Genomic DNA, 23,470 nt, shown 5'->3' on the forward strand with positions numbered 1-23,470 from the left:
GCGGCAAGCGGCGAGCGGTTCAAAGGGAAGGATCCGCTTCATAACGCTCTGACAGCCCTGACCGGTTAGCCGTACAATCCTCCAATCTCTTTTCAGAACACAGGAAATAGCCCCCTTGGCATCTGGCGCCCTCACACTCGACCACCTCAAAGCTGGTGATCTGGATCCCGTTTCCCAGACCATCGCCCCCGGTGAGATCCTCTGCCTGTCCGGCCCCTCCGGCAGCGGCAAGAGCCGCCTGCTGCGTGCGGTCGCCGACCTGGATCCCCATGAGGGCAGCGTCAGTATCGCTGGCGAGTCTCAGCAGGAGCTGCGCGGCCATTCCTGGCGCCGGGCGGTGATGATGGTACCGGCAGACAGCGCCTGGTGGTTTGAGACCGTGGGCGAACACATGCCCGCACCGATGACTGAGGCGCTCAAACAACTGGGCTTCGATACGGAGGTATCGGACTGGTCCATCGACCGCCTGTCTTCAGGCGAGAAGCAACGGCTGGCGCTGGTGCGCGCCCTCGCCTACCAACCCCGCGCCCTGCTGCTGGATGAGCCCACCGCCAACCTGGACCCTGATGCCACCCGCGAGACCGAGCAGTGGCTGTGCAAGATGATCCGCGAGCAGTCGTTACCGACACTCTGGGTCGCCCACGACCGCGAGCAGATCAAACGGGTGGCTGACCGCCACCTGCATATCGAAGGCACGCGGTTGGTGGAAAGCAGCGGGGAGAAGGGCTGATGGATGTGATCGAACTCAGCTGGTGGCAACTGGCGATGGCGGCGACGCTGGTGCTGGCGCTCGCCGGCTGTGTTTACTGGGCACGGCTCGGTGTCGGTAATTCACTGCTGATTGCCGCCGCCCGCACCGCCCTGCAGCTGACCCTGGTGGGCTTTGTGCTGGAAGCGCTGTTTGCAGTGGGCAAGCCGCTGTGGGTGGCACTGATGGGGCTGGGCATGCTGTTGCTGGCCGGCCGCGAGGTAATGGCGCGGCAAAATTACCGGCTGCGTGGCGCCTGGGGCTTTGCCATCGGCACGGTGTCGATGTTCGTGTCCGCGTTCAGCGTCACCGTGCTGATGTTGATCGTCGTGATCGGGCCGACACCCTGGTATTCGCCGCAATATGCCATTCCGCTGCTGGGCATGCTGCTGGGCAATACCATGACCGGTATCGCCCTGGCGCTGGATCGACTGACCGAGGGTGTGCGGCGCGAGCGCCAGCTGGTGGAAGGGCGCCTGATGCTGGGACAGACCTGGCGCGAGGCCTGTGGCGAACTGCGCCGTGACGCCATGCGTTCGGGGCTAATGCCGATCATCAACGCCATGGCGGCGGCGGGTATCGTATCACTGCCGGGCATGATGACCGGCCAGATTCTGTCCGGCACCGCGCCGGCACTGGCGGTGAAATACCAGATACTGATTATGTTCACCATCGCCGCCGGCACCGGTTTCGGCACCTTCCTCGCTGTCAGCGTCGCCTCGCGACGCCTGTTCGATAGCAACGAGCGCTTGCGACTGGACCGGCTAAAGAGTGCGTAACTGAGCTTCCGGAAATCCGATCAATCATCGATATCCGGATGCTCCTTGCGCGTCTTGTTGATCAGGCCGCCCAGGCGCAGCGTTTCGATTTCCTCTTCGGATAAATCGTGTTTTACCTTCAGCGTATCTCCGGAGGACTTGATCGTGATTTCCACCGGCTTGCCCGGCTCCAACTGCCCGACGGGATTATCAAGCTCCAATTCCGCATCCTGCTCGATCTTGTCGTAGTCCGCGGGATCATCAAACAGCAGCGGCAGCACACCGAAATTAATTAAATTGCGGCGGTGGATGCGCGCCATGCTCTTGGCGATGACACAACGCACGCCCAGAAAGCGCGGGGCGATGGCGGCATGCTCGCGGCTGGAACCCTGGCCGTAATTTTCACCGCCCACCACAAAGCAGTCACCATCAACTTTCATCGCGCGATCGTAAAATTCCTTGTCCACGCGGGAGAAGGTATAGCGGCTGATCTCTGGGATATTGGAGCGCAGTGGCAGTATCTCGGCGCCGGCCGGCAGGATCTCGTCGGTGGAAACGTTGTCGCCGGCCTTCAGCAGTACCGGTGCGATCAGTTTTTCCGGCAGGCCCTCGAAGTCCGGCAGCGGCTTGATATTCGGCCCCTTGACCAGCTCCACCTCGGTAGGAATTTCCTGCGGAGCCAGCAGCGATGGCCGCATATCCGGCAGCTGCCCTGGCTCCTCGAAACTCGGATACTCCATCTCCATGTCGCGGGGATCGGTGATCTCCCCCTTGAGCGCACTGGCGGTGGCGGTCTCCGGGCTGCACAGGTAGACCTCATCCTCCTCGGTGCCGGAACGGCCGGGGAAATTGCGCGGCACCGTGCGCAGGCTGATGCGGCCGCTGGCCGGCGCCTGCCCCATACCGATACAACCACCGCAACCGGTCTGGTGCAGCCGTGCCCCGGACTCCAGCAGTTTACCGAGATCTCCACTGCGGCTGATCTGCTCCAGCAGCTGCCGGGTAGAGGGATTGATATCGAACGAAACCCGGTCATCCACGCGCTGACCTGCCACCATTTGTGCCGGAATCACGAAGTCACGCAATCCCGGGTTGGCGGAGGAGCCGATATAGCTCTGGTAGATGGGCTTGCCGGCCACCTCACTGACCTTTACCACCTTGTCCGGGCTGGATGGGCACGCAATCAGCGGTTCCAGCGACGATAGATCGATGGTGTCTTCCTCGTCGTAGCTGGCGCCCTCATCCGCTTTCAACTCGGTAAAATCCTCCTCGCGCTGCTGCTGGCGCAGGAAAGCCTGCACGGCCTCGTCGGCGGGAAAGACGCTGGAAGTTGCGCCCAGTTCCTGCCCCATATTGGCGATCACATGGCGATCCATGGCGGTGAGATTTTTTAGCCCCGGGCCGTGGTACTCGACAATTTTATTCACGCAGCCTTTCACCGTCTGCCGGCGCAGCATTTCCAGGATCACATCCTTGGCGCTGACCCAGGGCGGCAGCTCGCCCTCGAGGCGCACACCGAGAATTTTCGGCATAGTGAGAGAGAACGGCATGCCCGCCATGGCCAATGCCACCTGCAGCCCACCGGCGCCGATTGCCAGCATCCCCATGGAGCCTGCTGCGCAGGTGTGACTATCGGATCCCAGCAGGGTCTTGCCCGGTTTGCCAAAGCAGCACATGTGCACCGCATGGCTGATACCGTTCCCCGGGCGCGAATACCAGAGGCCCCACTTGCGGCAGGCGCTACGCAGGAACAGGTGATCGTCCGCGTTCTTGAAATCCGTCTGCAGCAGGTTGTGGTCCACGTATTGCGCTGACAGCTCGGTCTTTACCCGTGGCAGGCCCAGCGCCTCGAACTCCAGCATCACCATGGTGCCGGTGGCATCCTGGGTCAGGGTCTGGTCGATTTTCAGTTCGATGGGTGAGCCGGGCTCCAGGGAGCCGCTCTCCAGGTGGGACTCGATCAGTTTGTGGGCGAGATTCTTGGCCATATGGAGGACGCTCCCTGAGCTTTTAAATGGATGGACATCGGACTAGCGGGAGAACTCCACCCGTGGTGAGTCAAAGTCACTGCCGTCATAGTCCGGCGCACACTGAATAAATTCACCTGCCGAAACCCCGCGCTCCAGCAGATAGCGCTCTACCTGTCGACTGCGACGCTGCGCCAATTCCTGCAGCTCCTCGAAAATCTCGATCGGCGGATCGCGATAAAACTTTTCCCGCACCCTGCGACTGCCACGCTCTCCCGGCGTACTGCCGGGATAGAGTGCCATCCAGTCCCGTGCATTGGCGATACCGCAGATCCCCGGGCGAGCGTCGGGTTTTTCCTGCAGTGTTTCGGCCACTTCGGTCAATTCCTGACGCGCCTGCGCACTCAGCTCAATGCTGCCTGGCGCGAAATCAATCGGATCGAGCAGCACCAGATTTTTAAAGCGCCCCCAGGCCCGACTGGCCAGCGTGTAAAAACCGACGGGGCTGAAGTAGCTGAACAGTGCCTCCAGGATTGCCTGCTGCAACAGGTCGCTGAAAATGTAGCTGAATGAGAAGTTTGGATCGTAGAGATCGCCGGTAACCGGCATCTGGAAGTTCACATTGCGATCCCGGTCTTCCATCAATAGCAGTGCGATATCCAGGGGAATCATCGACGGCTCCACCGGCAGCTGATCACTCTCGCGCACGCGCCGCAGACGAATCTTGTTCAGTTGCATATGCGCCAGTGCGTCCACCTCATTGGCGCGGACTTCGATATCAAACCGGGCATCCAGCTGCCCCTGCAGGATTTTGTAACCGAGCAGGTTGGCGATGTAGGGTTGGGCAGGAATCAGATTGGCATTGGCGATATAACCAAGCAGTGTGGCATCCCACTTTTCGATATCGAGATAATCCAGTTGACCTGCCATATGCACCTCACCGAAACCTCCGGGACGTCCGCCGAGCAGGATCTCGGCGGGAGCATCGCCGGGATGGTTACTGGCTCCCAGCAGCAGCACATTAATCTGGCGAATCGGCAGTTTGGCACGGTACACATCCTGACGGTCGAGCCAGGTAAAGCGGCCACGGTCCACATACATCTCACCGAGCCGATAGCGGAAAGGAGAGCGCTCGCTGGCCGCCTCTTCCACCTCTCTGACAGCTGTCGAGGTGGGTTCACCCAAAAGCTCCGAGATGCCCTCGCGCACCGGGAAACGCCCCCGGTCGTCCCGGGCCAGGATAATCCGTGGGCGCGTGAAAAAGGCGCGCTGCACATCCAATTGCTGTCGCGGCAGATCGAACTCCATATCCTGCAGCAGCGCATCACCGCTCTCTAGCTGCCATGCGTGACGATCGTATTCCGGCGCGTGCTCCGCGCGCCCCAGCAGGCCGAAGTCCTTCACGAAAAGCTCCGCCAATGTGAAGTGCCCCTTATCGGCAAGAAGCTGCTGCAGCAGAGCAGACTCCGCTTTTATCAGCCGTTTGCCGTCACCACTCAGCACCCGTAATTCAGACAGCTCCAAGCGGGCCAGCTCCAGCTGGTCGCGGCCACCCTGCACGGAGCCACTGGCACTGATCGACTCCAATGTCAGGCAGTGATTGAGGCGCTCTACATAGCCCGCCGGCAGGCAGCCCGCGGCGCCCTCCACGGTAAAACCGCTGAACGCCACTGTCCCGGCGCCAACCGCGAGGCGCTCCACCGAGGCGCGCTGCAGCTGCAGGAGTTCGGCCGGCAGGCCGGCAGGAAAACCCTGTTGGCGCAACTGGATACCGTCGACCGACAACCCCAGTAATTCCGTCACCGTACCGGCAGCAGTCTGGCGACGCTCGATACCCTGTAGCTCCACCCGGCCAAATTCGTAACAGGGTGAGAGCCGGCCGCCCACCAGCCAGGCGGCTGGCAGGCAGCCACTGATTTCCGCCAGCTCACCGACCGCTCGCTCCATGCCGGTCTGGCTGTCGCGATAGACCGGCTCACTAAGTTGCACCGTTGCAGAGGCGCCACCGGCACTCTCGGCGCCAAAACCGAGACCGGTAAGGCGGACCGCGCCACTGACAGAGAAGGGCTGGCTCAACGAGAGCTGCTCGGCACCGGGCAGACTGAGTTCGCGCAGGAACAGGCAACGCGGCGATGCGCTGCCATCAGCTCCGGGGCGGCAGGCCCGGATTCCCCGCAGGGAAAAATCTGTCAGGCCGAGTTGGGTGCCGCCTTCCCACTGCAGCTGTCCCCAGCCGAGACTCTGGAAGGCGAAGGCTGGTTGACTGCCGCCCCCCAGCGACAGCGGTGCCGACTCCAGCGCCGCCAGTGTCACACTTGGATCCCCCTCCCCGAAAACGACGCGACTGCCCGAGGCCAGTTGCAGCCAGCCCCAGTCAAGGCAACCGTCGCCGGTAGCACCGGGCAGCAGATTACCCAGGCCGCAGGCCTCGATGTTTTCTAGCCGCAGACTGCCCAGTTGAATCGTGTCCGAGGTAAAAGCGAGGGCGCCCAGCTGCAACGTCTCCAGCCGCCACTGCGGTTCTCCTCCAGGAGCCGCGAGGAAGCTGATTGGTCCGGCAGCCAGGTCGCTGGCAACGGGTGAACTGCGCAGATTCCGGATGTCGAGACAGCGGGGCAAAACGACCTCCCCAGCCTGCAGGGCCTCGCCGGTTGGCAGGCAGGCGGTCAGTTCCTCCAGCTCCAGGCTGCCCAGTTCCAGCACATCGGCGGCTGCGGGCGGACCGGGCCAATCCACCCGCAACCGCTCCGTGGTGAAGCCGTGCAGGTCCAGCGCCATTCTGTCGCCGAGTCCGGTCAGTTGTAGCTGGCGGATAGCGGTGCCGTCGAGATTCGCGGCCAGGCGCCGTTCGAACAATGTGAATTGCGCCGCGGGGCCGAGCTGTAGTTCCTCCACCTGCGTACAGCGGACCGAAAGCGGCGACACCAGCGATCCCCCTGGCAGGCAACCGTCCAGGGTCTGCAGGGCAAGGTCCGGCAGAAACACTTGCAGCCGACCGCCCCCCGGTGCCATACGCACTTTCCCCGCCGGCATGTCGAGCTGCTCTAGCAGCACCAGGGGTTCACCCGCCCTGGTGCTGGCCCCGCCCCGTTCCAGCGCCAGCGCACTCGCCTGCAACCCGAACCCCGCCTGCCAGGAAACCCGCAGCGGCTCACCAATGCCCAGGGCACGCAAGTCGAAGCAGGCGGGCATGGACTCCGGCTGGCTGTAAATGAGGCGCGCCCAACTGGAGGGCAGGCAGCCGTCCAGCTGCGCGAGCTCGGCCGAAGACAGCAACAGGTTGGGATCGCTCAAGCTCGGCAAAGGCGCCGGAGTTTTGCCGGCGGTGCTGGCCGACCCGCTCTGCGGCCGTTCGTGCCCACTGTCGAGCAACCGACCTTTTTCCAGCCCCTCATCCTCGTCGTCCGCCGAGCCTGACGTGGATTGATCTGGGGCGCTCGAGCCTGAGGCAGTCGTCGGTATGGCCCAGGGACTGCCGATATCCGCCTGCGGCCGGAGAAAGCCATTGCCCACGCTGAGTCGCTGCAGCAGCAAGCCGTCGCCACCCCCACGCCGATCCCCGAGCAGCAGGCGCTGTAACTGCAGGTCACCGAAAATCAGGTAGCCTGCGTCGCTGGCCGCCCAGGCAAAGGTGCCCTGGCCACGCAGACTCTGCAGCTCTGTGCACAGGGGGCGCAGGCGATCCGGCAACAGGGACTGCGGTACACAACCCTGCAGGGAGAGGAGCTCGGGATCCTGCAGCAGCAGCGGCTCTTCGGTTGAACCGGGGCCACCGAGGGCGCGCAGCTGTTGCCAGCGAAGCTGCCGCAATTGCAGCGGCTCGCCGCCGCTGCGCTCCAGGCGCAACTGCCCCAGAGCGAGGGGGCCGCTGGCGAAGCCCCAGGGCAGAGACCGGCGACTATCCGCGAAGCGCACCTGCAATTCTTCCTCGGCCCGCAGGCCCGCCAACCGCACACAGTGATCGGGTAGCTGCCAGATCGCACCCGGCACACAGCCGGACGCGCTCTCCAGCTGCAGCTGCTGCAACGTCAGCATCCTGTCCGAACCACGGTACTCAAGAGCCGCCAACCGCGTGTCGTGGAGAGTCAGGGGATTGCGATTTGCGCCGGCCAGATCCACAAGCTGTATCTGTTGCAGGCGCCCGGTGTCGGTATCTACGACCAGGCTGCGCTGCCAGTGAAAAGTCACCGGGTCGGGCAGGGAGAGACTGCCGGCGCGGATGCACAGGTGATGTTGCTGGTCGCGCAGCCCCGGAGGACACCAGTCAAACCCGGTGGCACCGGCCTCGACCCAACGCAGGTTTTTGTCGCTGCGGCTGAAATGCATTTCATTCAGCGCCAGCGTTTCCGCGCGCCAGTTCTGCCAGCGGCGGTTGGCATAGCGCAGCTGTATCGCCTGCCCCTGCCCCCGGCGCCAGCCGACCTCCGCCCCGGCACCGAATGCGGCCACTACGTCGCCGGTAAGATTCAGTTGCCGAGCCGTAGCGCAGTGGCCGACAAGCCGCGCCATTCCCGGTATCGCCTCCCCCCAGCGCTCCGGCAGACAACTGCCAAAGCGCCTTACCGCCAGCTCGTCCGCTGTGATGCGATTGCCTGGGCGGGCAAACAAGCCGTCCGACAGCGCCAGTTTGACGATCACCGTGTGGTCCCGCCCAGAACCCCGGGTGCGCACCAGCGCATCGCGAATATCCAGCTTGTCCGCACCGATTTTCAATTGCAGCGGCTCGTCGCCATGGCGCTGCAGTGACAGGGACCAGTCGCGGGTGTAGAGATCCCGGAAGCGCAGGCAGTCGGGCTCCTGCCAGTACGGTCGCGCCAGGTAACAGAGCTGGCTGTCGCGAATATGCAGGCGCTCGATGGCGAGCATCAGATCGCGGTCGCGACGCTCCCCGCCCACCCCCAGCGCCCAGCCGGCCACCTCCCAGAGACGCCCCTCCGGAGTGACGGTGGAGACCAGATCCATATCGACCCCGGTCAGTTCTGCCTCCTGCAGGCGTAACCGGCCCCGCAGCAGGTCCAGCCAGCCATAGTTCAGTACCAGCTGCTCCGCATTGAGTGCGCGTCCCTCCGGGTTCCGCACCCGCACGTCGTGCAGATACAGAGCCAGCCGGGGGATCGAAAACCAGAAACGGCCAATGTCTGCTTCCAGGCCGCGTTCTTCCAGGAACTTCTCGAGACGGCCGGGCACCCAGGTGGAGATGGCAATGGAGAGCACGCCGAAAAACAGCAGGATGCCAAACAGCCACCACAGGATGCGGTTGAAGGATGTATTGGATCCGCTGGACAGCTTCGGCATGGAATCAGTGGGTCGCGGGCCGTAAATTGATGCACCGCGCCTGGCTGGAAACTTCCATCGGGCACGCCAGGCACAAAGTCCTGACGCAGAAATTCGCCGGGCGGCGTGCGGGTGTATTTATGCCCCGTAAGTAAAGACCAGCACCGGTGACTTTAGGTATGCTCTCCCGCCTCAGTTACCACCGCAGCCCCCTGTCCGGCCGCAGCGGTGCAGCGGGCGGCCAAGCCCAGAAACCCGGCACGACAAAAAGCATGCAGCAATATCCCAATTATCAGGACCTGGTCCTCGTCGGCGGCGGACACGCCCACGCTATCGTCCTGCAGATGTGGGCCATGCGCCCCATGCCCGGCGTGCGCCTCACCCTGGTTTCGCCCCAGTCCCAGACCGCCTACTCCGGCATGCTGCCGGGCATGGTGGCCGGCCACTATGAGCACGACGATACCCATATCGATCTCACCCGACTGTGCCGGGCCGCAGGGGCACGCTTCATCCGTGCCCGGGTTGAGGCAATCGATCCCGAGTTACGTACCATTTCCATGCCCGGCCGGCCGGACCTGGAATTTGATCTGCTCTCCATCGATGTGGGCTCGACACCGTCCCGGAATATTGCCGGTGCCGAGAGGGCCCTTCCGATCAAACCGGTGGAAAATTTCTGGCGGCATTGGCAGCAACTGCAGAAGGACATCGCGACTTCGAAACAGACGGTCGCTATCGGCGTGGTCGGTGGCGGCGCCGGCGGCTGCGAACTGGCCATGGCCGTGGCCCACGCGCTACGCGAACCGATCGGCGCCGGGCGTGCGGAGGTGCACCTGCTGACCCGCGGTGAACGAGTGCCGGACCAATTCCCACCGATGGCGCAGACTGCGGTGGTGCGGGAAATGGCGCGACTCAATGTGCAGGTACACGGAAACTGGGCGGTAACCGAAATCGAAGCCAACGGCGTTCACGCCAGCGACGGTCGTTTTCTCCCCCTGGATCAGGTCATGCTCTGTACCGGCGCCAGCGCCCCCGGGTGGCTCGCCAACAGCGGCCTCGCCCGGGATGAGAGCGGTTTCATCCAGGTGGATCATTATCTGCGCGCAGTGAATTGCGCGCATATTTTTGCCGCCGGCGATGCCGCCAGTTTGACCGGACGGCCACTGCCCAAGGCGGGTGTCTACGCCGTGCGCCAGGGGCCCATCCTGTTCCACAACCTGCGCGCCACCCTGACCGGCCGCCCCCAGAAACCCTTCCGGCCGCAGCGGGAATTCCTGCGCCTAGTGTCCTGTGGAGATCGGCGAGCCGTGGCAGTGCGCAATGGGCTCGCCCTGACCGGCGGCGCCCTGTGGCGGTGGAAGGATCATATCGATCGCCAGTTTATGGCCCGCTTCAGTGAGCTGCCGCTGGAGATGGATGACAAGCGCCCACACGATGGCGACATTATCCGTGAGCGGGATGGCCAGCATCTGGCCCCCATGCGCTGCAACGGCTGTGGCGCCAAGGTCGGCGCCGATGCGCTTTCCCGGGCACTGGCCCCACTACCGCCCCAACAGTCCTCACTGCTCCACCGGGGGATTGGCGACGATGCCGCGGTGATGCAACTGCCGGCGGGCGAACTGCTGGTACAGAGCACGGATCAGCTGCGGGCGCCGGTGGAGGACCCCTGGCTGTTCGGTCGTATTGCGGCGCTGCATGCCCTGTCGGATCTCTTTGCCATGCATGCCCGCCCGGCAACAGCGCAAACCCTCGTGACCCTGCCCCTGGCTGCGGAGGCCCTGACCCGACGCGACCTCCACCAGTTGCTGGCCGGCGCGGTGCACGAACTCAACCGCCACGATTGCGTGTTGAGCGGCGGCCACACCTCCGAGGGCGCTGAGCTGCAACTGGGGCTCTCGGTAAACGGCTTCGCATCCAAGGCACAACTGCTGGAGAAAACCGGTGCAAAACCGGGGGACTGCCTGCTTCTCACCAAGCCCCTCGGCATCGGTGCCATCCTCGTCGCAGAGGGCCTGGGCAAGGCGCACCCGAGCTGGCACGAGGCAGCAATCGACACCATGCTGCAGAGCAATGCCGCCGCTGCGGAAATACTGGCGCAGCACCATGCCCGCACGCTCACCGACATCACCGGTTTCGGGCTGCTCGGACACCTGCTGGAGACCCTGGATGGCGACGCCCCACTCGGCGCCACGCTCTTTGTCGACCGCCTGCCGCTGCTCACCGGTGCGGCCACCTGCGCCCGCGAGGGCTGGCTGTCCAGCCTGCAACCACAGAACGCCCGCGCCCTCGAGCGCATCGCCAATCCCGAGCCCTGGCAGTCGGACCCTCGCTGGCAATTGCTGGTAGACCCGCAGACCAGTGGCGGCCTGCTCGGCGCTGTACCTGCAGAGCGGGCCGGCGATTGCGTCCATGCCTTGCGCGAGTCGGGCTATGCGGAGGCGGCAATCGTCGGCGAGATAACCATGCCAGGAAGCGAAGAACTCGGCACGCCGGTGCGCCTGACCGGCGAAAGTCCGCAGTTGCAGGAAGGTTAAATTGCCATTGGGCGTCACAACGGAGATACTGTTGCGCGAAACGCCGCCATAACAAACCGTCAACAAGCGGTAGCAGCGTTATCCTCTGAAGGTCTTCACAGAGTGGGGAGTCGAATTTCCAGAAATCGACAGGAAGACCTCCTATGAAAAATATCGTGATCGTTGGCGGCGGCGCCGGTGGCCTGCAGCTGGCCACACGGCTTGGCCACTATTTCAGTTACTCGCCCATACTGCACCGGCGGCGCAGCGAGCCCGAAGTGCGGGTTACCCTTGTCGACCGCAACCGGACCCATATCTGGAAACCACTCCTGCATCAGGTGGCCACAGGCTCACTGGACTCCGGACTCGATGCCCTCAATTACCAGGTACACGCGCGCAAGAACGGGTTCCGCTTCGAACTGGGCAACCTGCAGAAACTGGATCGCAGCCGCCAGGTCATTGAGCTGGCCCCGGTCGAAGACGCCGATGGTCGCCAGCTGGTTCCGGCCCGGGAACTGGCCTACGACTACCTGGTGATCGCCCTGGGCAGCCAGAGCAACGACTTCCATACCCCCGGCGTGCGCGAGCACTGCGTATTTCTCGACAGCACCCAGCAGGCGCAGCGCTTTCACCAGCAGCTGCTGGACCGCTTTCTGCAGCTGGAAACCCACACCGCAGAAACCATCGAAGTGGCGATTGTGGGTGGTGGTGCCACCGGCGTGGAGCTGGCCGCAGAGCTGGTGGAAGCGACACAGCAGATGGGGCGCTACGGCCACATTCCCAAACAGGCCCTCAAAGTCACCCTGATCGAGGCCGGCGCGCACCTGCTGCCGGCATTGCCGCCGCGACTTGGCAACAATGCAGAGCGGGAGCTCAGCCGCATGGGCGTGCGGGTACTGACCGGCTGCGCGGTGGCCGAGGCCAACGAGGACGGGTTTGTCACCGCCAAGGGCGAGAAGATCCCCGCTGCCATTCGTCTGTGGGCCGCGGGCGTCAAGGCACCGGATTTCCTCACCCAGCTGGATGGGCTGGAAACCAACCGCATCAACCAGATTCAGGTCAGCTCAGACCTGCAGTCGGTTACCGACGAAAAGATATTTGCCATCGGCGACTGCGCCGGCTGCGTGGATATCGCCGAGCAACGGGTACCGCCGCGGGCACAGGCGGCCCAACAGATGGCCGGCGTCGCCGAGCACAACCTGATCGCACAGATCGAGGGCCGGTCAATGAAACCGTTCCGCTATCGCGATCGCGGCTCGCTGGTCTCCCTGAGCAAACACACCGCCGTGGGCAACCTGATGGGGGCGCTGGTCAAGGGCAGCCTGACCGTGGAGGGTCGCCTGGCCGGCGTGGCCTATCGCTCCCTGTACCGGATGCACCTGGCCGCGGTGCACGGCTGGCCCAAGGCCATGCTGATCTACCTGGTCGGCCAGGCCAATCGCTTCGTAAAGCCGCGAATGAAACTGCATTGAACTGCATTGAGTCTTGATCGAGGGAGAAAACCGGCGTGAATTACCAGCGAATCGTTGTACTCACCGGCGCGGGGATTTCCGCCGAGTCCGGCATCCGTACCTTTCGCGGCGCCGACGGCCTGTGGGAAAACCACCGCCTCGAGGATGTGGCCACGCCCGAAGCCTTCGAGCGGGATCCGGAGCTGGTACAGCGCTTCTACAACGCGCGGCGCCAGCAGCTGCTCTCTGCAGAGATAGCGCCGAACACGGCACATCGGGCACTGGCCGAGCTGGAGCAGAAATTCCCCGGGGAATTCCTGCTGGTCACGCAGAACATCGACGACCTGCACGAGCGGGCCGGTAGTCGCAACCTCATCCATATGCACGGTGAGCTACTGAAAGCCCGCTGCCGCGTCACCGGCGACCTTTTCCCGGTGACGGGGGATCTGACCACAGCAATGCCCTGCCGCTGCTGCAATGAGTCCGGCAACCTGCGCCCGCATGTGGTCTGGTTCGGTGAGATGCCGCTGGAAATGGAACGGATCTACGATGCCCTGAGCAGCTGCGATCTCTTCATCAGTATCGGCACCTCCGGCAATGTCTATCCGGCGGCGGGCTTTGTGGAATGCGCAAACCTGGCCGGTGCCCACACGGTGGAGCTCAACCTGGAACGCAGCAGTGTGGGCGACGCCTTTGCCGAGCACCACCAGGGACGGGCTTCGGAAGTCGTCGTGGATTATGTCCGCAAACTGACGGATTGATACCAGCCGCTCAATACGCCTCCTCACAGGACTGGCACTCACCGTAGCGCTGCAACAGAGTAGTGGTCTCATCCCCGCGCAGAACAAGCACATAGAGGCGGTCGTACTCATGGGACTCGCGGATGTCGCTGCCGGGCTCCCCGCCCAGCTGAGTCACCAGCTCCGGGGTGGTATTACTGTGCCCGACCACCAGCACGCTGGCGGGGCCGGTACGCAGGGTGGAGGCGAACCCCTCCAGATCCCTCGGATCGTACAGCTCGACCGGCAGCCCGAGCCGCTCGGCCACGGGAGCCGCAGTCTGCCGGGTACGCTGATAATCCGTGCTGTAAACGCGCTCTATCCTGGCGTCCCGCAATACTCTGGCGAGTGCCTCGGCCCGACGCCTGCCCTTCTCCGTCAGGACCGGATCACGTTCCCCGGGATCACCGGTCTCCTTTTCCGCATGTCTTACCAGGTAAATCACCCGGGTGACGGTTTCGTCGCGACTGGTCTCGCTGGCTGCCGTTTGGCCGAAAGCCAAATGAGCACCGGGAAATACCGAAAGTAGCGATGAAAAAAGTACCGCTGAAAACAGCTGCCTGAATGGTTTTAACATGAGGGACCGGGTTTATTGTCTTTGTATCGACGCAGGATAAGCGCATCTGTCGGATGGCGCCATCAATCCGGTAAATAAACGGGATCTTTCAGTGTGTCAGCAAAGCGATAGGCTGAGAGGGAAAACCGAAACCAACTGTGAAAGAAGATTAATCGGGATAGAGAGGCGAGCTCGCAATACTCTGGAGGTATAAGAACGGCACCGATAAACCGGTGCCGTTCTTTTGGAAAGGCGATTTCAGTGCGAAATCAGATCTTCCACTCTTTCACAGTTTCCAGACCGTGTTCCTCAATCCACTGATTCAGCTGCTTGGGATTGCGCTTTTTCTTTTCGATGGTGGCACCGGTATAGGGGTTGCGGTAATGGCCGGTCTCCAGCTTCGGCTCGCTGCTCTTGGCGGCAGCACGGCGGGTGCGACGCGGCGTCTCACCCTGCTTTTTCAGGGAGCGGGCAACACGGGCTTTCAGGGTTTTGACGAAGTCCGGCGCGGCTTCGTCGTCCAGCTGACCCACCAGCCAGTCCACAATCCGCTCACCGCGGGCAACGTACAGCTCTTCCTCTTCCATCTGGTGCTCAGCGGCAATATTCACCAGTGCCTTATCAAAGGCGATAACGCCTTCCTTCTTGCGCTCGGCCAGGGCCATTTGCTCCTGCAGCTCCTCGATCTTCGCCTGGTGTTCGGCGATTTGCTGTTCGATCTTTTCGTAATCCTGAAACATTTAACAAACCTCAGTCGGCATTGCTGTAATAAAAAAACTAAAGGGGCTGCCCGGGTTTAACGGAGGGCGCAGCCGTTATCCGATCGATATCTCGATGTTCTTATTCCCGACGATCTGCAATATCGCAAAATGGATATCCGCAAGCGGATTATCGGGTTGGTTATATACGCAATAACCTGTATTCGTGCTAACCCGGGCAGGCATAGCTCATTCGCTCTGGGCACGCCGGGTAAACAGGGACCATTTCACCGGGCCAGGCGCTTACGATAGGCGCACGGGGGCCGACGGGTGGGGCGGCAAATGATAAGTATTCGGCACCAAATATCAAGCATATGCTGAGCTTATCGGTAATAGGTGCCAGATATTCACAAATACATCAGGCGCGGGCCCACACCTGCCACGGTTGGAGAGTCTGTTGGAGTGACCTAAGCTATACGGGCCGCCGCATTCCCATCAATGGATTCCGAATACGCCATGAGCAAGATCCACGATATCCACCAGATGCCGACCCTGGCGACACTGATGACGCCCTTCCCCTACCATATCGATATCAACGCCAGGGTGGAGGACGCACTAGAGCTGATGGAACAGCATCAGGTCCATCACTTGCCGGTCACCCGCGATGGAGACCTGGAGACGGTGATATCCCGGGGCGATATCGAACGCGCCAACTCCCCGGGGCACCGGCTGGAAGAACAGCAGCTCTATGTCCACGATCTCTGCGCCCGCCGGCCCTATATCGCCGATATCCACGATCCACTGGACAAGATTCTCCTGGCCATGGCCGACACCGGTATCGGTTCCGTACTGGTAATGCGCGAGGGCGAACTGGCCGGCATTGTGACCATTACCGATGTATTGCGTTTCTGCGGGCACTTTCTGGCCGAGGTGGCACAGCCGGTGGATGACTCCATCGCCTGAAGTCAGCACCTGCCGCTCAGAGCGGCCATATCCACAGCAGCATCGGCACGCTGACCACCACCACCATAATCTCCAGCGGCAACCCCATACGCCAGTAATCCCCGAAGTGGAAACCGCCGGGGCCCAGAATCAGGGTGTTGTTCTGGTGCCCCACCGGGGTCAGGAAGGCGCAGGAGGCACCGATGGCCACCGCCATCAGGAAGCTGTCCGGGTTCACCCCCAGCTGGGCCGAGGCACTGATGGCAATGGAGCACATCACTGCGGCAGTAGCGGCATTGTTCATAAAGTCCGATAGCGTCATGGTCACCACCAACAGGATGACCAGCGCGATTACCGGATCCCCCTGGGCAATACTGCTCAGCATCCAGCGGGCAATCAGGTCTGCGGCACCGGTACTCTCCATCACTTCGGCCACCGCGATCAGGGCACCCAGCAGCACGATCACCGAACCGTCGATGGACTCGTAGACATTGCGCAGTGAGACGACTTTCAGCGCCATGTAGGCGAGTACACAGGTGGCAAAAGAGATCGCGGCGGGCAGCAGGCCGAATGCGGCACCGGCAACCGCCAGGGCCATAGCGAGTAATGCAACCGCTGCTTTCTCCTTGTTGGGAATGGTGATATCCCGCTGGGCCAGGGGCACACAGCCTTTCTCGTAGGCAAAGGTATTGAGGTTGTCGTCGGTGCCCATCATCAGCAGGGCGTCGCCGGCCATCAGGGGGGTCGAACGCAGACGCCGCACGGAGCGCCGACCCTGGCGGGAGAGGGCCAGCAGGTTGATCTCATAGTGGGCCGGCAAGCGCAGGAACTGGATGGTGCGGCCCACCAGGCTCGAGTCAGGCATCACTACCAGCTCCCGTAGCTGCAGGTCCCCGCCCCGCTCCTTGTCCCGTTCGCCCCCTTCTTTTTCCTCTTTGCCATCGTCAGCTTTCTTGCCGTCCCTGCTGCCTTTTTTTTCTTCTTCAGTGCCCGCTTCGGCTTCTGCGGCTTTCCGGCGATCACGCTTTTCCCGGCGCGGCACCCCCGCGCTGGCTGATTTGCCCTCACTCTCGTCTTTCTTGTCTTTTTCGTCTTCGCTGGGCTCTCCCTCCAATTTCAGACCCAGCTGGCTGATGGCGGCAGTGAGGGATTCCGGCTCGGCCTCGATCACCAGGATATCCCCGACACGAACGCGGTGGCGCGGCCTCGCCGGCGACACGCGGCCGTCGTCGCGGACCACGCCCACCACCTGCGCATCCTCGTCCTCCAGCATGCGCGCGATTTCCCAGATGGTCTTCTCGGCCACCGCGCTTTTCTCCGGCACCTGCGCCTCGGTCAGGTAGGTACCGGTATCGAAGGTTGCCGCACCCGCCTGGGTGCGCTCGGGCACCAGCCGCCAGCCGATCAGGCAGACGAACAGAATACCCACCACGGCGACCCCGAGGCCGACCGGGGTGAAATCGAACATGCCGTAGCTGCCGGCACCGGCGCTGGCGCGGAAGCCGGACACGATCAGGTTTGGCGGCGTGCCGATCAGGGTGGTCATACCGCCGAGAATCGTGCCAAAGGAGAGGGGCATCAGCACCTTGCCGGGGGGCAGGTGATGCTTTTCCGCCACGCCCGATGCCACCGGCATCAACAGGGCCATGGCACCCACATTGTTCATAAAGCCGGACATCAGTGCGCCAACACCGGTGAGGGCTCCGATGGCCAGGGTGGCACTGCCGGTCTTGGGGATCATGCGCTGGGCAAAGACATCCATGGCGCCGGTGCTCTGCAGGCCGCGGCTCAGGATCAGCACACAGGCCACGGTGACCACTGCCGGATGCCCGAAGCCGTCGAAAGCATGCTCCGGGGGAATCAGGCCAATCAGCACGCAGGCGAGCAGGGAGGCGAGCGCCACCATGTCGTGACGCCAGGATCCCCAGATAAACAGGACCACGGTGACAGCGAGAATGGAGAGGATTGTGATCTGGTCCAGCGTCATGCGGAGATGGGCCCGGCGGCGTCAAACGGTCGGAGAGAGCTATCTATTCAGGTTACACTGCGCCCCGGAGTAACGGAGACATGATTTGCGCCAGAACATTTCCCCCGATCAATACCGACAGCTGTTTCTCGATGACACGCCGCTGATGGACGTGCGCGCGCCGGTGGAGTTCGCCAAGGGTGCTTTCCCCTCGGCCACCAACCTGCCACTGCTCGATGACCGCCAGCGGGAACAGGTGGGCACCGAGTACAAGCGCGCCGGTCAGGAGGCCGCCATTGAACTCGGCTGGCACTTGGCCACCGACGAGGTTCGCGCCCAGCGAATTGCCGCCTGGCGCGATTTTACCGAACGGCATCCGCACGGCTGCCTCTACTGCTTCCGCGGTGGCCTGCGCTCCCGCACCGCCCAGCAACTGATGCGGGAAGCGGGCATCGACTATCCGCTGGTGGAAGGCGGCTACAAGGCGCTGCGCAATTTCCTGCTGCAGGAACTGGAACAGGGCTGCGAGAGACTGCCTATCGTGGTGATCTCCGGTCACACCGGCAGCGGCAAGACCGAGTTGATTCAGAGTGCTCCCCGGGCCATCGACCTGGAAGGCATCGCCCGCCACCGGGGCTCCAGCTTTGGCGGTACCGGCCGCCCACAGCCGGCCCAGATCGACTTTGAAAACCGCATTGCGGTGGACATGCTCAAGCTTTCACAGGCTCCCGGACGGGTTTTTGTGGAGGATGAGAGCCGCCTGGTCGGCCGCTGCGCCCTGCCACCGGCACTGCAGGATGCCATGCAGGCCGCACCCAGGGTGATCGTGGAAGAATCCGTTGAGTCCCGCGCCCGGCGGATCGTGCGCGACTATGTCAACGAGGCGCTGCCGCGCTTCGAGGAAAGTGGCGAGAACCCTGCCGAGGCGCTGGGTGAGTCCCTGCGTGACAGCCTGTCCCGGCTGCGAAAGCGGCTCGGCGGACTCCGACACCGTGAGCTGGACGAACAGTTACAGGCCGCCAACACAGAACTCGCCCGCAACGGCAGTGCCGACGCCTATATCCCGGTGGTGATGGCGCTACTCACCGAGTACTACGACGGCATGTACGACTACCTGATGGCGAAGCGGGAGACTGAGGTGCTGTTCCGTGGCTCACTGACCGAAGTGGAACAGTGGATTCAGCAGAATACCGCAGGGTGAGCGCCAGGGTTTCTGTTTTCAGGATTTCAGTGCCAGACGGCGCAGGCGGAAGCGCCGCGAAAGGATCCAGTCCCGCAGACCGCGCGGTAACCAGCGAGCCATCCATGGCAGCAGGCGACTGCGGTTACCCACCCGCACCACCGCCGGCGGCCGCTTGCGCAGCATCTCCTTGACCACCCTGCGCGCCAGGGTACTGGCCAGGGTGGCGTTCTGCTGCGACTCGAGTGCTCTCGCCTGCACCGTCTCCTCCTGCCGTTTGTACCAGGAGTCAGGTGCCAGCAAACCCCGCAGGGAAACCTGTGCGTGACGGCCAAATTCCGAGGCGATGGCGCCCGGCTGTACCGTCATGACACGAATACCAAACGGCTTCAATTCCAACCGCAGCACGTCGGAAAGTGCATGCAGTGCCGCCTTGGAGGCACAGTAAGCGCCGGAGAAAGGCGTCGGCATCACCCCCGATACGGAGCCGATATTGCACACCAGTCCGCGCTTGGCAGAACGCATCAACGGGGCACAGGCCCGGATCAGCGCCATCGGTGCGAACACATTGGTACGGAACTGCTCCTCGAAGACCCGGGTATCCAGTTCCAGTAACGGCCCCATCTGCCCGTAACCCGCGTTGTTGATCAGGATATCGAGACGACCATAAGCGGCCTTGAGGGCGTGCACCACCCGGTTGATATCAGCCTGGGAGGTGACATCCAGGGCCTCGGTCGCGATACCCAGGTCTGCCAGCTCCTGCAGACTCTCCGGGCGCCGCGCCGTGGCGATGACGATGGTACCGCGGCGGTGCAGGGCCAGCGCCAGCTCGCGACCGATGCCACTGGAGCAACCGGTAATCAGTGCCACCCGGTCCGGCACCACGTAGCCACGACCGATCTGCGCCAGACTCTCGGCGGCGAAGGTGTGATCTGAGGGGCGATGCCTGGAAGCCGGCGGCTTGCTCACGGTGTGCTCTCCTGGGCTACTCGATACAGAAATGGGGATTCTGGATCAGGCCGAAAATGTTGCCATCGGGGTCGAGAAACGCACTCATCAACACACCGCCGCCGACATCGGTGATCTCACTGTGCTGGCGGGCTCCCAGGGCATTGATGCGTTCCACCTGTGCAGCAATATCATCCACCCCCCAATAGGCGACGACGCCATCGGCGCGACTGGTGACACTGCGGGCATCGGGATTCAGCCCGAGCTCAAAACCACCAACGTTGAATCCCACGTACATTTCCGAGTTGAAATAGGGTTCTGTTTCCAGCAGCTGCTGATACCAGTCGCTGGCTTCGGCCAGGTTACTGACACCGTAAATCACGCTGCGCAGTCCGAGTAACTGTCCCATCCCTAGGCTCCTGTTATCGTTTTTTATCGCTTTCGCGTTTTTCTTTTCGTCTATTGCCTCATCGCTACCCATGCGATGCTGACATCCCGATACAGCCCTCTCTATCGTGCTGCGCTTGTCGCGACTGCCGGTCGCCCATTTCAGCGCTCCGGTTCAGGGCAACAGCTACTGCGGGCAAACCTGCTCGTAAATTCGTGACCAGAGAATTAGAGAGCCTACTGTAACTCCTGTTCCAGTTGCTCGAGCAGATCCAGGGGCTCCAGCTCTATTCCTTCCAGCTCAGCATTCCAGTTAATGCCTACCAGCAGCACATCATCGTGCATTCCGGTAAGCCAGTCGTCCATAAACTCTTCCAGGTCGATCGCTACCACGCGATAGCCCTGCCACTCGCCGTCGACGTGGCGCTCGGCAAATTCCCGCTGGGACCAGAACGGCATGACATCGGTCTGCGGATATTTCTCCGATGCGCACAGGGCAAACCCCTCATCGCCCTCCAGAGCCCAGACGCACCCCTGTGCGGCACTCTCGGGCAGAAAGCGGGCGCAATTTTCCTCAAAATCATCACTCAAGGGTTCGACTTGCATGGGTACAGGGCCTCAGGAATTTCAAAGAAGTTTACGCCAGTTTCCCGGCCGCACCAAAAAGCCATCGGCTTAATCAGACGGGCTCAAACACCGCGATGGATTCAACATGTGCAGTATGGGGAAACATATCCATGACTCCCGCCTTCTGCAGCCGGTAACCGAGCCGCGCCAACTCACCGGCATCACGCGCCAGTGTCGACGGATTACACGACACATAAACAATCCGCTGCGGTTGCAGGCGGACCAGCTGGGGCAGTACTTCGACCGCGCCGGCCCGGGGCGGATCCAGCAGCACTTTGTCGAACCCCTGCGCGGCCCAGCGGTGGTCGCCGATTTCCTCAGCCAGATCGGCGGTGACGAACTCTACATTGCCAATACCATTGGCCGCCGCATTCTCCTCGGCTCGCGCAGTGAGCGCTCCCTCGCCTTCCACGCCGACGACCTGGCCGGCACGCCGCGCCAGCGGCAAAGTGAAATTGCCGAGGCCACAGAAAAGATCGAGCACCCGTTCCGTCGGCTGAGGATCCAGCAGAGCCACAGCCCGCGACACTATCTGTCGGTTGATATCGAAGTTCACCTGGACAAAATCCAGCGGGTGGAAGCGCAGCTCCAGATCGAATTCCGGCAGACGATACCCGAGTCGCTCGTCGCCGCTTTCGGGCCACAATCGGTGGGTACTTTCAATATCTCCCGGCTGCAGGTACAGGTGAATGCCGCTGTCGACGGCAAACTGGCGCCAGCGCTGAAGGTCGTTGTCCGACAACGGCCTGGTATGGCGCAACACCAGTGCTGCGGCATCGTCGCCTACTGCCACCTCGAGATGGGTGAAATGGCCGCGTCCCTCACTGCTCGCAACCAGCTGGCGCAGGGCCGGGATCTGCTTTGCCATCGCGGAGTCCAGTACATGGCACTCGCGGATATCCACCAGCTCGTTCGAGCGTTTGGCACGGAAACCAAATGTGATGCCGGGTTTGGCTGCGCCGCCACCTTTCTTCTGGCGCTGGACGCGGATACCGATACGCGCCTTGCGACGGTACCCGAAGCTGTTACCCGTCAATGGCGACAGCACCTCTGGTACCGCTACTTCTCCGATGCGGGACAGCTGATCGAGCAGGATACGCTCCTTTTCTGTGATCTGTACCGCGGGCTGCAGATGCTGCAGTGAACAGCCGCCACAGGTATCGATATGCGGACAGCGGGGCTCGCAGCGCGCGTCCGCGGGCTCGAGGACCTCAACCAGGCGCCCCTCATCGAAACGTGTTCGGCGGTCGGTATAGCGGAAACGTACCCGTTCACCGGGCAGGGCGTTGTCGATAAATACAGGCTTACCCTCGACCCGGGCAACGCCGCGCAGATCGTGGCTGAAATTCAGGATCTCGGCTTCGATGGGTTTGGCGGGGAGCTGCCGCTGCCCGGACTTTTTCGCCGGTTTGAAGAATCTGGGTTTTTTCGCCATCGATGATCCAGGCCTCAGCGGTCCGCCAGTCTGCCCGGTTGCAAGCCTGCAGCACTATCGGAGTAATCAATCCATTCAGAGCGCCAGTCGGTGCCCGTTTTCCCGCAGCCACTGGCGCAGGTTTTTATAGTCGGGGCAGAGCTGTTCCACCAGCTGCCAGAAAGCCTGGCTGTGGTTGTGATGACGCATATGGCTCACTTCATGCGCCACCAGATAATCCACCACCGATTCCGGTGCCAGGCAGATCAGCCAGTTGTATTGCAGTTCACCGCGCAGGGTGCAGTGTCCCCATTTACTGCGGGTGCGACGAACCCGCACCGCCGCCGGTTGCAGCCCCAAGCGGGCAGCCTGCTCTGCGGACTTTTCTGTGAGCAGGGCCAGCGCTTCGCGCTGATAGAGCTTGTGCAGCGCACCCTGCAACTGACAGGGTTCCGGTGCTTTGGCGCGCACATAAACGCGAATAGCGCTGCGGTCGATGCGCGCATCCTCCGGCCGCGCGGCGCGCTCGAGCGGGAGACGTTGTCCCAGCCAGGGAAATTCCTCCCCCCACTGATAGCGGTAATCCGGCACCTCGGCGGCCCGCTCACGGGAGCGCAGCAGCTGTGCGCGCACCCACTGCACATTGTCCTGCAGAAAACGGTGGCCATGAATCGCCGCGCAGCGCTGCGGGATGCGCACCTCGATACCGCTGCGGGCCATGACCAGGCCCAGGCGCTTGCGTCGGGGCGACCGCACTAACGTGTAGGGAATATCCTCGTAGACGAAACTGCTTGCGTCACTCATCAGCCGTGGGGAACCACCGCCATGGTGAGCCGGGAAATACAGTTAAGCCTGCCCTTCGGATCAGTGATACGGATCTCCCATACCTGACTGGTGCGCCCCAGGTGCAGCGGCCGCGCTGTACCGGTGACCTCGCCCTCCGCCACCGGGCGCAGGTGATTGGCGTTGACCTCCTGCCCGACGCAGTAATATTTAGTGCCATCCACCACCAGGTTGGCGGCAACGGAGCCCAGCGTCTCGGCCAGCACCACACTGGCCCCGCCGTGGAGGATGCCAAAGGGCTGACGGGAGCGGGCATCCACAGGCAGCGTGCCCGCCAGGTAATCGTCGCCCACGTCGGTAATTTTCATGCCCAGATGCCCGGGCATGCAGCCGTCGATACTTTCATTGAGCTGCGCCAGCGTGGGCTGGACGTGCCAGATACTCATAGAGTTTGATTTCCCATTGGAAAGAGGCGGCATTGC

Annotated in this window: 18 protein-coding genes; 7 read left to right on the plus strand and 11 right to left on the minus strand. The window is 62.6% G+C overall.

Annotated features, from left to right (window positions below; all coding sequences use genetic code 11):
- The first annotated feature begins 115 nt into the window (after positions 1 to 115).
- Complete coding sequence (locus AUP74_RS01850; RefSeq protein ID WP_069946066.1) at positions 116 to 730, plus strand: ABC transporter ATP-binding protein; 615 nt, start codon at positions 116 to 118, stop codon at positions 728 to 730.
- Positions 730 to 1,527 (plus strand): ABC transporter permease, encoded by a 798-nt coding sequence (locus AUP74_RS01855; RefSeq protein ID WP_069946067.1) that lies wholly within the window; start codon positions 730 to 732, stop codon positions 1,525 to 1,527. The genes AUP74_RS01850 and AUP74_RS01855 overlap by 1 nt, the downstream gene beginning before the upstream one ends.
- A 20-nt stretch (positions 1,528 to 1,547) precedes the next feature.
- On the opposite strand, the gene AUP74_RS01860 is transcribed toward AUP74_RS01855, so the two are convergent.
- On the minus strand, positions 1,548 to 3,494 hold the full coding sequence (locus AUP74_RS01860; RefSeq protein ID WP_069946068.1) for an aconitate hydratase: 1,947 nt from the start codon (positions 3,492 to 3,494) through the stop codon (positions 1,548 to 1,550).
- Positions 3,495 to 3,536: 42 nt separating this feature from the next.
- Positions 3,537 to 8,768 (minus strand): DUF748 domain-containing protein, encoded by a 5,232-nt coding sequence (locus AUP74_RS01865; protein ID WP_069946069.1) that lies wholly within the window; start codon positions 8,766 to 8,768, stop codon positions 3,537 to 3,539.
- A 251-nt stretch (positions 8,769 to 9,019) separates the two neighbouring features.
- On the opposite strand from AUP74_RS01865, the gene selD reads away from it, so the two are divergent.
- The 3 genes from selD to cobB all read left to right on the plus strand — a co-directional run bounded on the left by selD (position 9,020) and on the right by cobB (position 13,469).
- Positions 9,020 to 11,278 (plus strand): selenide, water dikinase SelD, encoded by a 2,259-nt coding sequence (gene selD / locus AUP74_RS01870; protein WP_069948641.1) that lies wholly within the window; start codon positions 9,020 to 9,022, stop codon positions 11,276 to 11,278.
- 143 nt (positions 11,279 to 11,421) lie between these two features.
- Entirely contained in the window at positions 11,422 to 12,729 is a 1,308-nt protein-coding gene (locus AUP74_RS01875) for an NAD(P)/FAD-dependent oxidoreductase (protein WP_069946070.1), read from the plus strand.
- A gap of 35 nt (positions 12,730 to 12,764) precedes the next feature.
- The gene (cobB, locus tag AUP74_RS01880) at positions 12,765 to 13,469 is read left to right on the plus strand and encodes a Sir2 family NAD+-dependent deacetylase (RefSeq protein ID WP_069946071.1); all 705 of its coding nucleotides are present in this window, start codon (positions 12,765 to 12,767) and stop codon (positions 13,467 to 13,469) included.
- A 10-nt stretch (positions 13,470 to 13,479) separates the two neighbouring features.
- Here cobB and AUP74_RS01885 read toward each other — a convergent pair whose 3' ends face one another.
- The gene (locus AUP74_RS01885; protein ID WP_226999861.1) at positions 13,480 to 13,989 is read right to left on the minus strand and encodes a SixA phosphatase family protein; all 510 of its coding nucleotides are present in this window, start codon (positions 13,987 to 13,989) and stop codon (positions 13,480 to 13,482) included.
- Between the two features lie 323 nt (positions 13,990 to 14,312).
- On the minus strand, positions 14,313 to 14,783 hold the full coding sequence (locus tag AUP74_RS01890) for a hypothetical protein (protein ID WP_069946072.1): 471 nt from the start codon (positions 14,781 to 14,783) through the stop codon (positions 14,313 to 14,315).
- 456 nt (positions 14,784 to 15,239) lie between these two features.
- Between AUP74_RS01890 and AUP74_RS01895 the strand changes: the two genes are divergently transcribed.
- Positions 15,240 to 15,704, plus strand: coding sequence for a CBS domain-containing protein (locus tag AUP74_RS01895; RefSeq protein ID WP_226999862.1), 465 nt, complete (start codon positions 15,240 to 15,242; stop codon positions 15,702 to 15,704).
- Between the two features lie 16 nt (positions 15,705 to 15,720).
- On the opposite strand, the gene AUP74_RS01900 is transcribed toward AUP74_RS01895, so the two are convergent.
- Positions 15,721 to 17,670, minus strand: coding sequence for an SLC13 family permease (locus tag AUP74_RS01900; protein WP_069946073.1), 1,950 nt, complete (start codon positions 17,668 to 17,670; stop codon positions 15,721 to 15,723).
- Positions 17,671 to 17,755: 85 nt separating this feature from the next.
- Between AUP74_RS01900 and mnmH the strand changes: the two genes are divergently transcribed.
- Positions 17,756 to 18,850: a tRNA 2-selenouridine(34) synthase MnmH gene (gene mnmH / locus AUP74_RS01905; protein ID WP_145924286.1), complete on the plus strand. Its 1,095-nt coding sequence runs from the start codon at positions 17,756 to 17,758 to the stop codon at positions 18,848 to 18,850.
- An 18-nt stretch (positions 18,851 to 18,868) separates the two neighbouring features.
- Here the strand turns inward: mnmH and AUP74_RS01910 are convergent, their stop codons facing one another.
- The 6 genes from AUP74_RS01910 to AUP74_RS01935 all read right to left on the minus strand — a co-directional run bounded on the left by AUP74_RS01910 (position 18,869) and on the right by AUP74_RS01935 (position 23,434).
- Positions 18,869 to 19,798 carry an SDR family oxidoreductase gene (locus tag AUP74_RS01910; RefSeq protein ID WP_083260762.1) on the minus strand — a complete coding sequence of 310 codons (930 nt, stop codon included), beginning with the start codon at positions 19,796 to 19,798 and terminating at the stop codon, positions 18,869 to 18,871.
- 16 nt (positions 19,799 to 19,814) lie between these two features.
- Positions 19,815 to 20,186 carry a VOC family protein gene (locus AUP74_RS01915; protein ID WP_069946074.1) on the minus strand — a complete coding sequence of 124 codons (372 nt, stop codon included), beginning with the start codon at positions 20,184 to 20,186 and terminating at the stop codon, positions 19,815 to 19,817.
- Between the two features lie 215 nt (positions 20,187 to 20,401).
- Positions 20,402 to 20,770 carry a DUF2750 domain-containing protein gene (locus AUP74_RS01920; RefSeq protein ID WP_069946075.1) on the minus strand — a complete coding sequence of 123 codons (369 nt, stop codon included), beginning with the start codon at positions 20,768 to 20,770 and terminating at the stop codon, positions 20,402 to 20,404.
- Positions 20,771 to 20,843: 73 nt separating this feature from the next.
- The gene (gene rlmD, locus AUP74_RS01925) at positions 20,844 to 22,226 is read right to left on the minus strand and encodes a 23S rRNA (uracil(1939)-C(5))-methyltransferase RlmD (protein ID WP_069946076.1); all 1,383 of its coding nucleotides are present in this window, start codon (positions 22,224 to 22,226) and stop codon (positions 20,844 to 20,846) included.
- Positions 22,227 to 22,301: 75 nt separating this feature from the next.
- Positions 22,302 to 23,009 carry a M48 family metallopeptidase gene (locus AUP74_RS01930; protein ID WP_069946077.1) on the minus strand — a complete coding sequence of 236 codons (708 nt, stop codon included), beginning with the start codon at positions 23,007 to 23,009 and terminating at the stop codon, positions 22,302 to 22,304.
- Entirely contained in the window at positions 23,009 to 23,434 is a 426-nt protein-coding gene (locus AUP74_RS01935; RefSeq protein WP_069946078.1) for a hotdog fold thioesterase, read from the minus strand. The genes AUP74_RS01930 and AUP74_RS01935 overlap by 1 nt, the downstream gene beginning before the upstream one ends.
- Between the last annotated feature and the right edge of the window lie 36 nt (positions 23,435 to 23,470).

Origin of the sequence: Microbulbifer aggregans (assembly GCF_001750105.1) — a bacterium.
Classification (GTDB): domain Bacteria; phylum Pseudomonadota; class Gammaproteobacteria; order Pseudomonadales; family Cellvibrionaceae; genus Microbulbifer; species Microbulbifer aggregans.

Bases quoted from the DNA above. Each gene is read 5' to 3' on its own strand.
- AUP74_RS01855 (WP_069946067.1), top strand. From the start codon at position 730: ATGGATGTGATCGAACTCAGCTGGTGGCAACTGGCGATGGCGGCGACG.
- AUP74_RS01860 (WP_069946068.1), bottom strand. From the start codon at position 3,494: ATGGCCAAGAATCTCGCCCACAAACTGATCGAGTCCCACCTGGAGAGC.
- AUP74_RS01865 (WP_069946069.1), bottom strand. From the start codon at position 8,768: ATGCCGAAGCTGTCCAGCGGATCCAATACATCCTTCAACCGCATCCTG.
- selD (WP_069948641.1), top strand. From the start codon at position 9,020: ATGCAGCAATATCCCAATTATCAGGACCTGGTCCTCGTCGGCGGCGGA.
- AUP74_RS01875 (WP_069946070.1), top strand. From the start codon at position 11,422: ATGAAAAATATCGTGATCGTTGGCGGCGGCGCCGGTGGCCTGCAGCTG.
- AUP74_RS01890 (WP_069946072.1), bottom strand. From the start codon at position 14,783: ATGTTTCAGGATTACGAAAAGATCGAACAGCAAATCGCCGAACACCAG.
- AUP74_RS01895 (WP_226999862.1), top strand. From the start codon at position 15,240: ATGGATTCCGAATACGCCATGAGCAAGATCCACGATATCCACCAGATG.
- AUP74_RS01900 (WP_069946073.1), bottom strand. From the start codon at position 17,670: ATGACGCTGGACCAGATCACAATCCTCTCCATTCTCGCTGTCACCGTG.
- AUP74_RS01915 (WP_069946074.1), bottom strand. From the start codon at position 20,186: ATGGGACAGTTACTCGGACTGCGCAGCGTGATTTACGGTGTCAGTAAC.
- AUP74_RS01920 (WP_069946075.1), bottom strand. From the start codon at position 20,770: ATGCAAGTCGAACCCTTGAGTGATGATTTTGAGGAAAATTGCGCCCGC.
- rlmD (WP_069946076.1), bottom strand. From the start codon at position 22,226: ATGGCGAAAAAACCCAGATTCTTCAAACCGGCGAAAAAGTCCGGGCAG.
- AUP74_RS01930 (WP_069946077.1), bottom strand. From the start codon at position 23,009: ATGAGTGACGCAAGCAGTTTCGTCTACGAGGATATTCCCTACACGTTA.
- AUP74_RS01935 (WP_069946078.1), bottom strand. From the start codon at position 23,434: ATGAGTATCTGGCACGTCCAGCCCACGCTGGCGCAGCTCAATGAAAGT.